At 49.7% G+C, this 14918-nt stretch carries 13 protein-coding genes; 12 read left to right on the forward strand and 1 reads right to left on the reverse strand.

What is annotated here, in order from left to right; genetic code table 11:
• The first annotated feature begins 88 nt into the window (after positions 1 to 88).
• Both lacZ and AC6B99_RS07000 read left to right on the forward strand, forming a co-directional pair.
• Complete coding sequence (gene lacZ, locus AC6B99_RS06995; RefSeq protein WP_496663079.1) at positions 89 to 3124, forward strand: beta-galactosidase, LacZ type; 3036 nt, start codon at positions 89 to 91, stop codon at positions 3122 to 3124.
• Between the two features lie 229 nt (positions 3125 to 3353).
• Positions 3354 to 3764, forward strand: coding sequence for a hypothetical protein (locus AC6B99_RS07000; protein WP_494862098.1), 411 nt, complete (start codon positions 3354 to 3356; stop codon positions 3762 to 3764).
• 111 nt (positions 3765 to 3875) lie between these two features.
• Here AC6B99_RS07000 and AC6B99_RS07005 read toward each other — a convergent pair whose 3' ends face one another.
• On the reverse strand, positions 3876 to 4424 hold the full coding sequence (locus tag AC6B99_RS07005) for a GNAT family N-acetyltransferase (protein ID WP_056041996.1): 549 nt from the start codon (positions 4422 to 4424) through the stop codon (positions 3876 to 3878).
• A 370-nt stretch (positions 4425 to 4794) separates the two neighbouring features.
• On the opposite strand from AC6B99_RS07005, the gene AC6B99_RS07010 reads away from it, so the two are divergent.
• From AC6B99_RS07010 to deoD, 10 genes are all read left to right on the forward strand, one after another.
• Positions 4795 to 5583, forward strand: coding sequence for a DeoR/GlpR family DNA-binding transcription regulator (locus tag AC6B99_RS07010; protein ID WP_235533312.1), 789 nt, complete (start codon positions 4795 to 4797; stop codon positions 5581 to 5583).
• Between the two features lie 4 nt (positions 5584 to 5587).
• Entirely contained in the window at positions 5588 to 6529 is a 942-nt protein-coding gene (pfkB, locus tag AC6B99_RS07015) for a 1-phosphofructokinase (RefSeq protein ID WP_496663080.1), read from the forward strand.
• Between the two features lie 42 nt (positions 6530 to 6571).
• Positions 6572 to 7951: a PTS fructose transporter subunit IIC gene (locus AC6B99_RS07020; protein WP_056041993.1), complete on the forward strand. Its 1380-nt coding sequence runs from the start codon at positions 6572 to 6574 to the stop codon at positions 7949 to 7951.
• 25 nt (positions 7952 to 7976) lie between these two features.
• The gene (locus AC6B99_RS07025; RefSeq protein WP_056041992.1) at positions 7977 to 8432 is read left to right on the forward strand and encodes a PTS sugar transporter subunit IIA; all 456 of its coding nucleotides are present in this window, start codon (positions 7977 to 7979) and stop codon (positions 8430 to 8432) included.
• Between the two features lie 31 nt (positions 8433 to 8463).
• Positions 8464 to 8733 carry an HPr family phosphocarrier protein gene (locus tag AC6B99_RS07030; RefSeq protein WP_056041989.1) on the forward strand — a complete coding sequence of 90 codons (270 nt, stop codon included), beginning with the start codon at positions 8464 to 8466 and terminating at the stop codon, positions 8731 to 8733.
• Positions 8730 to 10472 (forward strand): phosphoenolpyruvate--protein phosphotransferase, encoded by a 1743-nt coding sequence (gene ptsP, locus AC6B99_RS07035; RefSeq protein ID WP_496663081.1) that lies wholly within the window; start codon positions 8730 to 8732, stop codon positions 10470 to 10472. Before AC6B99_RS07030 ends, ptsP begins: the two co-directional genes overlap by 4 nt.
• Positions 10473 to 10823: 351 nt before the next feature.
• Positions 10824 to 11492 (forward strand): deoxyribose-phosphate aldolase, encoded by a 669-nt coding sequence (gene deoC / locus AC6B99_RS07040; protein WP_494862082.1) that lies wholly within the window; start codon positions 10824 to 10826, stop codon positions 11490 to 11492.
• A 152-nt stretch (positions 11493 to 11644) separates the two neighbouring features.
• On the forward strand, positions 11645 to 12826 hold the full coding sequence (locus AC6B99_RS07045) for a NupC/NupG family nucleoside CNT transporter (RefSeq protein WP_056041983.1): 1182 nt from the start codon (positions 11645 to 11647) through the stop codon (positions 12824 to 12826).
• 116 nt (positions 12827 to 12942) lie between these two features.
• Positions 12943 to 14148 (forward strand): phosphopentomutase, encoded by a 1206-nt coding sequence (gene deoB, locus AC6B99_RS07050; protein WP_496663082.1) that lies wholly within the window; start codon positions 12943 to 12945, stop codon positions 14146 to 14148.
• A 30-nt stretch (positions 14149 to 14178) separates the two neighbouring features.
• The gene (gene deoD, locus AC6B99_RS07055; protein WP_046233744.1) at positions 14179 to 14886 is read left to right on the forward strand and encodes a purine-nucleoside phosphorylase; all 708 of its coding nucleotides are present in this window, start codon (positions 14179 to 14181) and stop codon (positions 14884 to 14886) included.
• Positions 14887 to 14918: the final 32 nt, after the last annotated feature.

Consider the following 14918-nt stretch of genomic DNA (forward strand, 5'->3'; position numbering starts at 1 on the left):
TCGATTGTAAAATAAGCAAGGGATAGGCGGCTGCATGCCATGCATGCAGCCGCCTGACTTATCATCTACGTTATGGAGGAATTATTTTATGACTACTACAAAGCCGAGCCTCGACTGGCTAACTGATGTAAGTGTATTTGCTGTTAACCGAGTGCCAGCTCATTCCGATCACCGTTATTATGAAACTGCAGCAGAGGCGGAGGCAGATGGCGGCATGAAGCTGCGCCACAGCCTGAATGGCAGCTGGAAGTTCAACTATGCCGTAAGACCTGCTGATCGTCCGGCTTCTTTTTACGAACAAAATTTTAATAGTGACAGCTGGGGCGCAATAGAGGTGCCAGGCCATATTCAGCTTCAAGGCTTTGGCAAGCCGCAATATGTAAATACAATGTATCCATGGGATGGACATCATGAGCTTCGCCCGCCGGCTATTTCGGAAAATGACAATCCGGTGGGAAGCTATGTGAAGCATTTTAACGTGCCACAAAACATGCTTGGCAAGCCCGTATACATTTCCTTCCAAGGCGTAGAATCTGCCTTCTATGTTTGGCTGAACGGAAAGTTCGTTGGCTATAGCGAGGATAGCTTTACACCGGCCGAATTTGATTTGACTCCTTATTTGCTGGAAGGTGAAAACAGGCTGGCCGTTGAGGTTTATCAGCGCTGCACGGGAAGCTGGCTCGAGGATCAAGATTTTTGGCGTTTTTCTGGTATTTTCCGCGATGTGTATTTGTATACCGTTCCAGCAATCCATGTTCGTGATCTGTTTGTAAAAACAGAGCTGGATGCGGCTTATAAGCAAGGCAAGCTATTGGTGGACTTGAAGCTGAGCGGTGCAGTTGACAGCGCAAGCATCAAGCTTGTCCTAAAGGATGCAGATGGACAGGCGGTTGTGGCTGGAGCTGCTGAGGCAACGGAAGCTGGGGTATGGACGGCGTCGCTTGATGCTGGAGCAGTGTCGCTGTGGAATGCGGAAAATCCGTATTTATATAAATTGTATGTAGAAGTTTATAATGCGGCAGGCGAACTTCTTGAAGTGGTTCCGCAGCGCGTAGGCTTCCGCAAATTCGAGATGATCGACAAAGTGATGCATATCAACGGCAAACGAATTGTTTTCAAAGGCGTTAACCGCCATGAATTTAATCCTCGCAGAGGACGTGCCATTACGGCAGGCGATATGCTGTGGGATATTAAGACGATGAAGCAAAACAATTTGAATGCGGTTCGCACCTCCCATTACCCGAACCAATCGTTATGGTATGAGCTGTGTGACGTGTATGGATTGTATGTCATTGACGAGATGAATTTGGAAACGCATGGCTCATGGCAAAAAATGGGCGCTGTGGAGCCGTCGTGGAACGTTCCTGCGAATAAGCTGGAATGGCAGGATATCGTCATGGATCGGGCGATTTCTATGGTCGAGCGGGACAAAAACCATCCGTCCATCTTAATCTGGTCGGTCGGCAATGAAGCTTATGCAGGCGAGGTGCTGCTGAACGTATCGAACTATTTCCGCAGCGCTGACCCTAGCCGCCTCGTTCATTATGAAGGTGTATTCCATAATCGCGACTATGACGCCACGAGCGACATGGAAAGCCGCATGTATGCGAAGCCGGCAGATATCGAGCTTTATTTGAACGATAATCCGCAAAAGCCGTACATCAGCTGCGAGTACATGCATGCAATGGGCAACTCGGTTGGCGGCATGCACAAATATACGGAGCTTGAGCAAAAATATGCGTTGTACCAAGGCGGCTTTATTTGGGATTACATCGATCAGGTCATTGTGAAAAAAGACCGCTTCGGCAAGGAATTCCTCGCTTATGGCGGCGACTTCGACGACCGTGCGACCGATTATAATTTCTGTACGAACGGTATCGTCTATGCCGATCGCAAAGTATCGCCGAAAATGCAGGAAGTGAAGTTCCTTTATCAGAACATTAAGCTGCTTCCTGACCGCGAAGGCGTGAAAATCGTCAATGAAAATCTGTTTGAAGGAACAGATGCTTATGAGCTGGTCATTAAGCTGCATTTGGAAGGTGCAGAAATTTTCCGCAGCGTAAGCGAAGTTCAAGTAGCTGCACAAAGCGAAGCTTATATTCCGGTCGTTCTTCCAGCGGCAGAGCAAGCAGGCGAATATGTTATTCATGTGTCCTTGCAGCTGAAAGCAAGCACGCTTTGGGCGGATGCAGGACATGAGCTGTCGTTTGGACAATTCGTATTTTTAGTGGAGCAAAAGGTAGCAGCTTCGCTTCCGGCAGGAGAACTGCGCGTCGTAGAAGGCGATGTCAACATCGGTGTGCATGGCCGCGATTTCAGCATTATGTTCTCCAAGCAGGCGGGCACGCTGACCTCGGTCAACTATTCGGGCAAAGAGATGATTGCACTGCCACCAGCTCCATTGTTCTGGCGGGCAACGACGGATAATGACAAAGGTTTTTCACTTGGCTTTGATTCCGGCATATGGTTTGCTGCCAGCTTGACACGCAAATGCATTAGCGTTGTTTTGACCGAGCAGGAGGGAACGGCAACGGTAACGTTCCAATATCGCCTTAGCATTAGTGCCGATGTATTGGTGACAGTAGCCTATACGGTGCTGGGTGACGGAAGCGTGCAGGTGAAATCGCGTTATGAGGGAGCGGCGAACTTGCCGAAGCTGCCGATTTTCGCTCTTTCGTTCAAGGTGCCTGCTGATTATCAGCATCTGGACTGGTATGCAATGGGTCCGGATGAAAACTACATTGACCGTGCGTTTGGGGCGCGTCTTGGCGAATTCCAAAACGTTGCCGCAGATAATGTATCCGGTTATGTTGTGCCGCAAGAGTCGGGCAATCGTACAGGTGTCCGTCGTGTAAGCATTACGAATGATCTCGGACGAGGCATTCGCATTTCAGCGCCGGCAACTCAGCCTGTAGAATGCAACATTGCGCCTTATACTGCATTTGAGCTGGAGAGCGCGCAGCATCACCATGAGCTTCCAAACGTTCATTATACAGTCGTGACGGTAGCAGGCAGACAAATGGGTGTCGGCGGTGACGACAGCTGGGGCGCTCCTGTCCACGATGAATATTTGATCCCAGCGGATCAGGAGCTGGCTTTTGAGTTCCTTATCAGCCGGGTATAAGCGTTAAAGTAAAGAGCAGTTTGTGCTTGAATGGCTGTACAACGAGAGTGGAGATAAGAGGAGGGCAGCTGCCCTTCTCTTATTTTTTTATAGTGGGGTCTTCATAGCTTGTAAACCACGCAAACACATTAATGCTATTTTGTCAAATTTGCAGAGGCAGTGGCAATTTGACGTCTTCCAAATCTTCCATCATACTAAACTTAATTAAAGCGAAAGGTCGGTTGACTTGATGGAAAACAACATTATTGAATCTACTTTGAAGGAATTGCTTTCTGTCGTTAAGATCATCAACGAACGGGTCGGAACGTTGGAAGAAGGTCAGCAAGCCCTTACTGAAAGTCACCAGGTGCTTGTTAGTGGTCAACAATCGCTTGCTGAAAGTCATCAGGCACTTGCTGAAAGTCATCAGGCGCTTGCTGAAAGTCATCAAGCGCTTGCTGAAAGTCAGCGCGAAGGCTTTAGAAAAGTGAATGAGCAGCTGGAACGTATGGAATTAAAGCTTGAAGCGACCTTTGAGCAGACAGCGCGCATTACCGAGGTGGTATCATCTGTAATCGTTGATCGGCTTGACGCCCATCGGAACATGATTGCGAAGGTCGAAGAAGAGGTTGAAATTTTAAAAAGTCGTCATAAATCATAAGCTCGTAAGCAGAAGAAGAGGAGGGCTGCTGCCCTCCTCTTCTTTCGTTGCATGAAAGATTTTTTATTTTTTCAGATATGCTTTCATCGCAGACTTGCTTTTATTCAAAAATCAACGATTAAGCTCCTCGTAATCCGCCCTCGTCAAGCCGTAAAAGACCAAGTCCTCAAATTCGCCCCATTTGAAAATATGCTGCTTGAATTCGCCTTCATATTTCATGCCAACTTTTTTCATGACATTGGAGGAAGAAGGGTTTTTGGCCATAGCTGCTGCCATAATTTTATTCAACTCCAGCTGCTCAAAGCCGAATTGGATGACACGCTTTGCCGCTTCTGTGGCGTAGCCATGCCCCCAATAAGGCTTGCCTGACCAGTAAGATAGCTCGCCTCGCTGATCGGGCTTGCTCAGATTCAAGCTCATACAGCCGATTAAGGCATCGTCTTTTTTGCGGGTCACTGCGAAAGGGAAGCCCTCTCCATTGCTTGCTCTAATTGTATTGTTGCTAATCCAATCCTCGGCTGCTCCATCAGGATAGGGGTAAGGAATAGACAGTGTTGTACTTGCTACTTCAATATTGCCGGCCAGTTTCTGGACTCTGCTTGCATCGTCTAAATTAAACGCTCTCAAAATCAATCGTTCTGTTTCTAGTGTTGGCTGCATAAGGAAACACCTCGCAATAATTGATTTTTTTGAAATATTAGGAAAGGATAGGATTTTCCCATCCTCCCTCTATATTTCTCGGAATGAAACGCGCTGCGCCGCCAGAGGACGGCAAAGCCGTTTACGCTTGTCTTATCCTATTTTATAGGCTTAACCTTCTAAATAGCAATGTGTGAATGGTCATGGGCATGCGCAGACCATTTGCCTTGAATATGTTCATGGAATGACTGAGTATGACCGTTTGTGAAAATAATAGTTAAATAAACCAATTGACATCACGTCAATGACTGAATATAATCGGTTTATAAATAAAACGATCACAATCATTCATTTGAATGGTTGAATGATTTCATAAACGATCAACTAGGCGGTGAGGAACATTTTTGGTGAAGAACGCAAAAATTTAATTTTAGCTTTAGTAGAGGATCAGAAGCGTGTTGACCTGCAGGCACTATGTGAAAAGTTTCAAGTATCGGAGTCGACGATTCGCCGGGATTTGCGGGAGATGGAGGAAGCTGGGCTGCTTAAGCGCACGCATGGCGGAGCGATCTCCATTCGCAGTGTTAACTTTGAACCGAGCTTTTCGGAGCGAGAGATTACATCAACGCAGCAAAAGAAAGCGATTGCAGCTAAAGCGGTTCAATGGATTAGCAACGGAGATACCATTTTGCTGGACTCCGGCACAACAACTTTTTATTTAATGCAGCAATTGACAGCGTTTACGAAGCTGACGGTTGTGACCAATTCGCTCATGCTTCCGCAGGATTTGGAGCTTCCGCCAGGCATCGATGTGATCGTACTTGGCGGGGCTTACCGGCCTGGCGTATTGTCACTGGTCGGGCCGATTACCGAGCGCAGCCTGGATTTCATTAAGGTTGACAAGGCGTTTATGGCAACGAACGGCATGGATTTGGAGGAAGGGCTCAGCACGCCGAACGTGGTCGAAGGAGATATCAAGCGCAAAATGATCAAGCGCGCTGACCGCATTATTTTACTCAGCGACAGCAGCAAGGTGAATCAGATCAGCTTCGCGCGCTTCGCTGATTGGAGCGATATTGACGTGTGCATTACCGATTCGGATATGCCGGAGGAATTTGCCCGGAAGCTGGAAGAGCGAGGCGTCGAGGTATATCGAACCTCGGCAGGAAAGGAGGCGTAACAGCATGTCCAAGCAGCAAGTCATTACACTTACTTTGAATCCTTCCATGGACAAGACGATTATGCTTCAGGAGCTGAAGCTGGGCGGGCTCAACCGGGCGGAGGACATTCGCCTTGATCCCGGCGGGAAAGGCATTAATGTGGCGCGAATCGTACACACCTTTGGAGCCAGCGTTACCGCCGCTGGATTCATCGCTGGCGACATTGGCAAGCGAATTAAAGATGAGCTGGATCGTTCAGGCATTCATACGGCATTTGTTGAAGTACCGGGCGAGACGCGGACGAATATGAAGCTTGTAGATCAGAAGCAGCGAACGACGACCGAGGTGAATGAGCCGGGCTTTGCGGTCAGCGAAAGCCAGCTTTCCGAGCTGGATCAGCTGCTGGATGAGCTGCTGCCGAAAGCGTCGGTTCTCGTCCTTGGAGGCAGTCTGCCGAAGGGGGCGCCGCCACAGCTGTATCATGATTATATTTTGAAAGCGCGCAAGCTAGGCGTACGTACGATTCTGGATGCGGATGGCGAGGCGATGGTTTCTGGCATCAAAGCGATTCCTTACGCGGTCAAGCCCAATCATTATGAGCTGGAGCAGCTCGCTCAGCGCAAGCTGGACTCGGAAGAGGAAATCGTACAGGCGGGAAGACAGCTGCTTGCTCAGGGGATAACGCTCGTTATGATATCGATGGGCGCAGATGGGGCCATCGTCATGAGCGGCAACGAAGCCTACTTGGCAAAGCCGTTTCCTATTGAGGCGCTGAGCACTGTTGGCGCAGGAGATTCAATGGTAGCCGTGCTTGCGCAGGCGCTATTGCAAAATAGCAGCCTCGAAAATGTGGCAAGGTGGAGTACGGCCGCTGGAACGATAACGGCTTCCAAAGCAGGCACCCAAGTATGCGAGTTTGAAGAAATTCGCAGCCGGGCGGGCGATATAAATATTCAGGCATTGTGATTATATTGAAGCGACTGGCGACATCATAAGGGAGGAATTGACATGAAGAAATTGCTGGCTGTAACTTCTTGTCCGACCGGCATTGCCCATACGTATATGGCCGCGGAATCATTGCTAAAAATGGCAGAGGAGAAAGGTGTTCCGCTGAAGGTTGAAAAGCGCGGCGCGCTTGGCGTAGAGGATGAGCTTACGCCGGAGGAAATCGCCGAAGCACACGCGATTATTTTGGCAGCGGATACCGATGTACTGGAAGCTCGATTTGCAGGCAAGCCGATTATTAAAGTTGGCGTGGCCGAAGGCATCCGCAATCCAGCAGGCTTGATTGAGCAGGCGCTGGCGAAAGAAGGGGCTCAAGCTGGGGCGGCCGCGCCTGCACAGGAGCAGACGAAGAAAGAGGGCAGCTCTGTGCGAACAGGAGCCTATAAGCACTTGATGACAGGTGTGTCGAATATGCTGCCGCTCGTTGTCGCTGGCGGAATCATTATTGCGATTTCGTTTATTTTCGGTATAAAAGCGTTTCAAGAGGAAGGTACGCTCCCAGCAGCGCTGATGAACATTGGCAGCGGGGCGGCATTCGCCTTAATGATTCCGATTTTGTCCGGCTTTATTTCCTTCTCGATCGCAGACCGGATCGGTCTTGCACCTGGACTTGTAGGCGGAATGCTGGCCAGCCAGCTGGGAGCCGGCTTCCTGGGCGGTATTATTTCGGGCTTTCTTGCCGGCTATGTGGCAAAATGGCTGCGGCATGCAATCAAGCTCCCGAAATCGCTGGAAGGCATTAAGCCAATCCTCATTATCCCCGTGCTATCTACGCTCATAGTCGGGCTGATCATGATTTATGTCGTAGGAACGCCAGTGAAGACATTGATGGATATTTTGACGACATGGCTGACAGGTCTAAATTCAACGAATGCGATTTTGCTCGGCTTGCTGCTTGGAGCCATGATGGCGTTCGATATGGGCGGTCCGCTTAATAAGGCAGCGTATACATTTGCTGTCGGCTTGCTTGCAAGCCATGTGTATGGCCCAATGGCAGCCGTGATGGCAGCGGGAATGACTCCGCCGCTTGGCTTGTGGCTTGCCACCGTCATACGCAAAAACAAATTTTCCAAAGAAGAGCGCGACGCGGGAAAAGTTGCAGGAGTCATGGGGCTGGCCTTTATTACCGAAGGCGCTATTCCTTTCGCGGCCGCTGATCCGCTTCGTGTCATCCCAGGTACGGTGCTTGGTTCCGCAGTAGCGGGCGCGCTGTCGATGGTGTTTGGCGCGACGCTTCAAGCGCCGCATGGCGGGGCATTCGTACTCGCTATTCCCAATGCAGTAACGCATCTCGGCGCTTATGCCGCAGCTATTGTCATCGGTTCTGTTGTTACAGCCGTAACGGTATCCTTGCTCAAAAAAAATAAGCTGGCAGCAGCTTAAATCCCACTCCATGGAGGTAATGACCATGTCATCCCAAACCTTATTAAATATTGAAACAATCATTCTCGATTCATCCGCTGGTGACCGTCAAGCCGTTATTAAAGAGCTTGCTGAGCGACTGCAATCGGCTGGTTATTTGAACGATGAGGCTGCTTTTCTAGCTTCGGTTGAAGCGCGTGAGCAGCATGCGTCAACAGGCATCGGCTTTGGCGTTGCGATTCCGCATGGCAAATCCGCGGGGGTCATCAAGCCGGGCTTAGCCTTTGCCCGTCTCGCACAGCCAATTGATTGGGGCTCCCTTGATGGCAAGCCGGTCACATCGATTATTTTGCTGGCTATTCCGGAATCGGAGGCAGGCAAGGAGCATTTGCGGATTTTGGCTTCGGTATCGCGCAAGCTCATACACGAGAGCTTTCGCCAAGAGCTGCTGGTTGGCCAAAGTGCAGCAGATATTTTGAAAACATTGGAAAGCGCCCTGTAAGCACAGCGAGATTAAAGGAGGAAACAGAGCGATGCAAACACGTGTATTGACAATCATAAATGAAGAAGGGCTGCATTTGCGTCCGGCCCAAGTGCTGGCTAATGCTGCAGGACAATTCACAGCGGATATTTACGTAGAGGTGGTTGGCGGCGGGGAGGCAAATGCGAAAAGCGTGCTTGGCATCATTGCGCTTGGTTTGGAAAAAGGTGCTGAAGTCAAGCTGTCGGCAGACGGTGAAGATGAGGAGCAGGCTGTCGCCAAGCTTGCTGAATTATTCGAGCAAGGTTTCGGAGAGCAATGAGCGAGCAGCGCATCAAAGGCATCGGCGTTTCGGAAGGTATCCGCTTCGGGAAAGCATTCATCTATGGCGCACCTGCTGTAGAGGCGGCTTATCCTCAGCGGATTGAGCCGGAGCAGGTGGAGGCGGAGCTTGAACGTCTGGAGCAGGCGAAGCGCCAGTCGGCAGCAGAGCTGAATACGATCATTGCCAAAACCGAGGCGAAGCTGGGGAAGGACAAAACGGCAATTATCGAGGGGCAGCTGAGCTTTCTGGATGATCCCGCCTTTTACGGCGATATTCGCGGTCAAATTAAGCGCAAGCAGGCGTCCGCTGAACAAGCGGTACAAACCGTGCTGGCCCAGCTTTCCGCATTGTTTGAGAAGATGAACAATGCATACGTAAAGGAACGCATTCATGATGTGAAGGACGTTGCGGATCGGCTCATGAGCCATTTGCAGCAGGTTTTTTATCCGGATCTGGCGAGTATTACAGAGCCTGTTATTTTAGTAGCGGAAGATTTAACGCCTCCCGTTACCGTGCAGCTTGATCGCAGCATTGTGCTTGGCTTTGTGACACGGGTTGGCGGAGAAACGACGCATACAGCGATTTTGTCCCGTTCGCTCGGCATTCCTGCGGTTGTGGGCACGGGTGCTGCTTTCGAGCAGCTGAGCCATGGTGATGAGCTGATTCTGGACGGTACGGAGGGCGTTATCGTGCTGAATGCCGATCAGGCTACCCGCTCGAACTATGAAGCGCGGCAGCAGGAGGAGCAATCCGCAGCAGGGAAGCTTGAGAAATACAGGCTGCTGCCAGCACAGACGGAAGATGGCAAGCTGATCGAGCTCGCTGTTAACGTCGGCATGCCGGAGGAAATGCGAGATGGTCTTGTGGAAGAGTCCCATGGGGCCGGCTTGTTCCGAACGGAATTTCTGTTCATGAACGCTGACCGCTTCCCGGACGAAGAAAAGCAATTTGCTGTATATAAACAGCTTGCTGAAGCTTGGAGAGGCAAGCCTATCGTCATCCGCACGCTGGATATTGGCGGAGACAAGGAGCTGTCCTATTGGGATTTGCCGCATGAGGACAATCCATTTCTCGGCAATCGCGCTATCCGCCTTTGTCTGAATGAGCGGGAGCTCTTCCGCACCCAACTGAGGGCGATCGTTCGTGCCAGCGCCTTCGGCACCGTTAAAATCATGTTCCCGATGATATCCTCCATGCAGGAGTTCCGCGCTGCCAAGCAGTTGACGCTTGAAATCATGGACGAGCTGAAGGAGCAGGCCATCGCCTTTGATGAAAAACTGGAAATCGGCATTATGGCCGAGGTTCCGTCTGTCATTCAGCTGGCGGACCGTTTCGCCAAAGAGGTTGACTTTTTCAGCATTGGCACAAACGATTTGGTGCAATATACGCTTGCCGTTGACCGCATGAACGAGAAGGTCGCGCACTTATATGATTATTTCCATCCGGCGGTTATCCGCTCGATTCGCAGCTTGATACAAGCGGCGCACAAGGAAGGCAAATGGGTTGGCATGTGCGGTAAAATGGCGGGCGATCCACTCGCAGCACCGCTGCTGCTCGGGATGGAGCTGGATGAATGGAGTATGGATGCCGCTTCTCTGATGAAGCAAAAGTTTACGCTGTCTAGACTAAATGTGCAGGATAGCGCCCAACTGCTAAGCGATGTGCTTGATCTCGACACGGCTGAGGAAGTTCGGCAGCACATTAAAGCTTTCCATGCTTCCAAATTTAGTGATTAGCATATGTATGGCAAATAGGTTTGGGCATTATGCCGCCCATTCTACCCATACTGACCAGTAAGAAGCCATTTAGGACGCTTTCGTAATCTTCGATTCCTTCAGCAGGAGCGAAGTTGCGGAGGCGTTTTTCTTTTTGTTAAAAAAATTAATTTTACATATGTTCATAATTTGATGAGTGATAGACAGCGAAAATGGGTGATTTATTAAAGGAATTGACGAAAAAACGTAATATCAGCATTGAAACGCTTCATTTAGTGAACATAAGTCCAAATGTTTGTTTACATATGACCAAATGCATGTTAAACTGAGTGTGTATTTGAGGAACTCGTATATGGGGAAGGGGAACAGGTCATGTTAAATTTGTCTGGAATGATTGATCATACGCTGCTGCGTGCTGACGCGACGAAAGCAGAGATCGCTAAGCTGACGGAGGAAGCGAAACAATATGAATTTGCTTCGGTCTGTGTAAATCCGACTTGGGTCGCTTTTGCCGCTGAGCAGCTGGCAGGAAGCAAGTCCAAAGTTTGCACCGTTATCGGCTTTCCATTAGGAGCATCGACGAGCGCCGTTAAAGCTTTTGAAACGGGCAATGCGATTGCAAATGGTGCAGACGAAATTGATATGGTTATCAACATTGGCGCTTTGAAAGACGGCAACGATGATTACGTGGAGCAGGACATTAAAGCGGTTGTTGATGCGGCAGCAGGCAAAGCGATTGTGAAGGTCATTATTGAGACAAGCCTGCTCACCGATGAAGAAAAGGTTCGTGCTTGCGAGCGTTCGTTGAAAGCCGGAGCCGATTTTGTAAAAACCTCGACGGGCTTCTCTACTGGCGGAGCAACAGCTGAAGATGTAGCGCTTATGCGCAAAACAGTCGGAGACAAGCTTGGCGTTAAAGCATCGGGCGGCGTTCGCGGTCTTGAGGATATGAAAAAAATGATCGAAGCAGGCGCAACGCGCATTGGAGCAAGCTCCGGCGTGAAAATTATGCAGGGCGAGCAATCCAGCGCCGCTTATTAATGAAGTAACCATAGAACACGGTGCTGCTCCTTTCCGAAGGAGCGGCCCGCTTTTCTCGATAAACGAAAGAGCGGCGGCATCAGCATAACTTTGTAAGCGCTCTATTCGGCCAATCAACTTCCATAATGATGAAAAAATAGGAGGCGGCAACTATGAAATACATCGTAGCTTTATTAGGCCTGCTTGTTGTGCTAGGATTGTCCTATATCGTCAGCAACAATAAGAAAAATATTCGTTTCAAGCCGATTGCCATCATGATCGTTTTGCAGGTGGTTCTTGCCTTTGTCCTATTAAATACGTTTGCGGGCGCGACCTTGATTAAAGGTTTTTCCGGCGTGTTCGAGCAGCTGCTTTCCTACGCGCAGGAAGGAATCAACTTTGTATTTGGCGGCATTTTAAATGAAGGACAATTTTCCTTTTTCCTGTCGGTTCTGCTGCCGATCGTCTTCATTTCCGCGCTAATTGGTATTTTGCAATATTTGAAAATCCTTCCCTTTATCGTAAAGGGCATCGGATATGTGTTAAGCAAAGTCAATGGCATGGGCAAGCTGGAGTCGTATAATGCGGTCGCATCAGCCATTTTGGGCCAATCGGAAGTATTCATTTCGGTCAAAAAACAAATTGGCCTGCTGCCGAAGCATCGCCTGTATACGCTGTGCGCCTCGGCAATGTCCACCGTATCGATGTCGATTGTCGGCTCGTATATGCAAATTTTAGACCCGAAATATGTGGTGACCGCGCTCGTCCTCAACCTGTTCGGCGGCTTTATTATCGCTTCCATTCTTAACCCGTATACGGTGGAGGAAGGCGAGGACGTGCTGCAAGTACAGGAGGAAGGGGAGAAGCAGACCTTTTTCGAAATGCTGGGCGAATATATTATGGATGGCTTCAAGGTTGCGATTATTGTCGCGGCGATGCTGATCGGTTTTATTGCTCTCATCGGCATGATTAATGGATTGTTTCTTGGCATTCTCGGCATTTCCTTTCAGCAAATACTTGGATTTATTTTCGCTCCTTTCGCTTTTATTATGGGGGTGCCGTGGAAAGATGCCGTTGATGCGGGAAGCATTATGGCCACGAAAATGGTTTCGAATGAATTTGTAGCGATGCTGGAAATTAGCAAATATCCTAATCTTTCGGCCAAAGCAGTCGGCGTCGTGTCGGTGTTTCTCGTCTCTTTTGCTAATTTCTCCTCCATTGGCATCATTGCAGGCGCGGTCAAAGGCTTGCATGAGAAGCAGGGCAATGCCGTTGCACGCTTCGGCATGAAGCTGCTGTATGGTGCAACGCTGGTCAGCGTGCTGTCGGCGACGATTGCAGGGATTTTCATTTAAAATATTAGGAAGGATATGATTTTTCTATCCTTTCTCTATATTGCAACGCGAAACGGCAGCTTTGCCGCCAGAGGACGGCGAAAGCCGTTTACGCTTGAGGAGAGGCGGTGCCAGGCATGGCAGCATTTGAACGGATACATTTAATTGTAATGGACTCGGTAGGCATCGGCGAAGCGCCGGATGCTGCCGCGTTCGGAGACTTTGGCGTCCATACGCTCTCGCATATTGCCCGCGAGATGGGCGGACTGCATATGCCGAATATGGCTGCGCTTGGACTGTCGAATATTGAACCGATTGCCGGAGTTCCGGCTGCGGATCATCCGCTTGCTTTTTATACGAAAATGCAGGAGGCGTCCAGCGGCAAGGATACGATGACAGGGCACTGGGAGATGATGGGCCTTCATATCGAGACGCCATTCCGCGTCTTTGCAGATGGCTTTCCAGATGAGCTGATTGCCCGCATTGAGAAGAAGACAGGCCGCAAGGTCATCGGCAATAAAGCGGCTAGTGGAACGGAAATTATTGAAGAGCTGGGCGAAGAGCATGTGAAGACAGGAGCGCTCATTATTTACACCTCGGCGGATTCGGTGCTGCAAATTGCTGCGCACGAAGAAATTGTACCGCTTAAAGAGCTGTACGACATATGCGAATACTGCCGGGAAATTACGCTGGAGGACCCGTATATGCTGGGGCGGATTATTGCCCGGCCGTTTGTAGGGGAGATCGGACATTTCAAGCGTACCGCTAATCGCCATGATTATGCGCTTAAGCCTTTTCAGCCAACGGTGATGAATACGCTGAGGGATGCGGGTCTAGCTGTCATATCGCTTGGCAAAATTGCCGATATATTTGATGGAGAAGGGGTTACGAAGGCCATTCGCACCGTCTCGAATGAAGATGGCATGGATAAGCTTGTTGAGGTGCTGGATGAGCCATTCAAGGGCCTCAGCTTCCTAAACCTTGTCGATTTTGATGCGCTGTACGGCCACCGCCGCGATCCGCAAGGGTACGGACAGGCTTTGGAGCAATATGATGCCAGACTGCCAGAAGTATTCGCCAAGCTGACGGAGCAGGATTTGCTCATCATTACGGCTGATCATGGCAATGATCCGACTTATGAAGGAACGGATCACACCCGCGAATATGTGCCGCTACTCGTCTATTCGCCGCGTTTCAAGCAAGGCGGCAGGCAGCTCGCGATTAGAAGCACCTTCGCTGATGTCGGAGCATCCATTGCCGATAATTTCGGCGTTACATTGCCTGATCACGGAACCAGCTTCATGCCGTCGTTAAATGAACCAATGAACGAATCAACTAACTAACTAAATGAACGAAGCAGAGGAGATATTATAATGAGTGTTCATATTAATGCAAAGCAAGGCGACATCGCTGAAACGATTTTATTGCCAGGCGACCCGCTAAGAGCGAAATATATTGCGGATACGTATTTGGAAAATGTAACGTGCTACAACGAAGTGCGCGGTATGCTGGGCTTTACAGGGACGTACCAAGGCAAGCGTATTTCGGTGCAAGGAACAGGTATGGGCGTACCGTCCATCAGCATTTACGTCAATGAACTCATTCGCGAATATGGCGTGAAAAATCTCGTTCGTGTCGGCACATGCGGCGCCATGCAAAAAAGCGTAAACGTGCGCGAGGTTATTTTGGCGCAAGCGGCTTGTACAGATTCTAGCATGAATCGCCACGTATTCGGCGGCTATGACTTCTCGCCAATTGCCAGCTTCGAGCTGCTGAAGGCGGCTTACGAGCGCGGCGTAGCCAAAGGCCTCAAGCTGCATGTCGGCAATATTTTCTGCTCGGACAGCTTCTATCGGGATGATAAGTCCATTGTCGAGAAGCTGATGGAGCATAATGTGCTTGGCGTTGAAATGGAAACGACGGCGCTTTATACGCTGGCTGCAAAATATGGCGTCAATGCCCTGACGATTTTGACCGTAAGCGACCACCTGTTGACCGGCGAGGAAACGACTTCTGCCGAAAGACAAAGCACATTCAATGACATGATGGAAGTAGCGCTGGAAACGGTAACTTCCCTGTAATAGGCAAGGTAGCCTAGCTAATAAATTTATTT

It is taken from the genome of Paenibacillus liaoningensis (assembly GCF_059609455.1).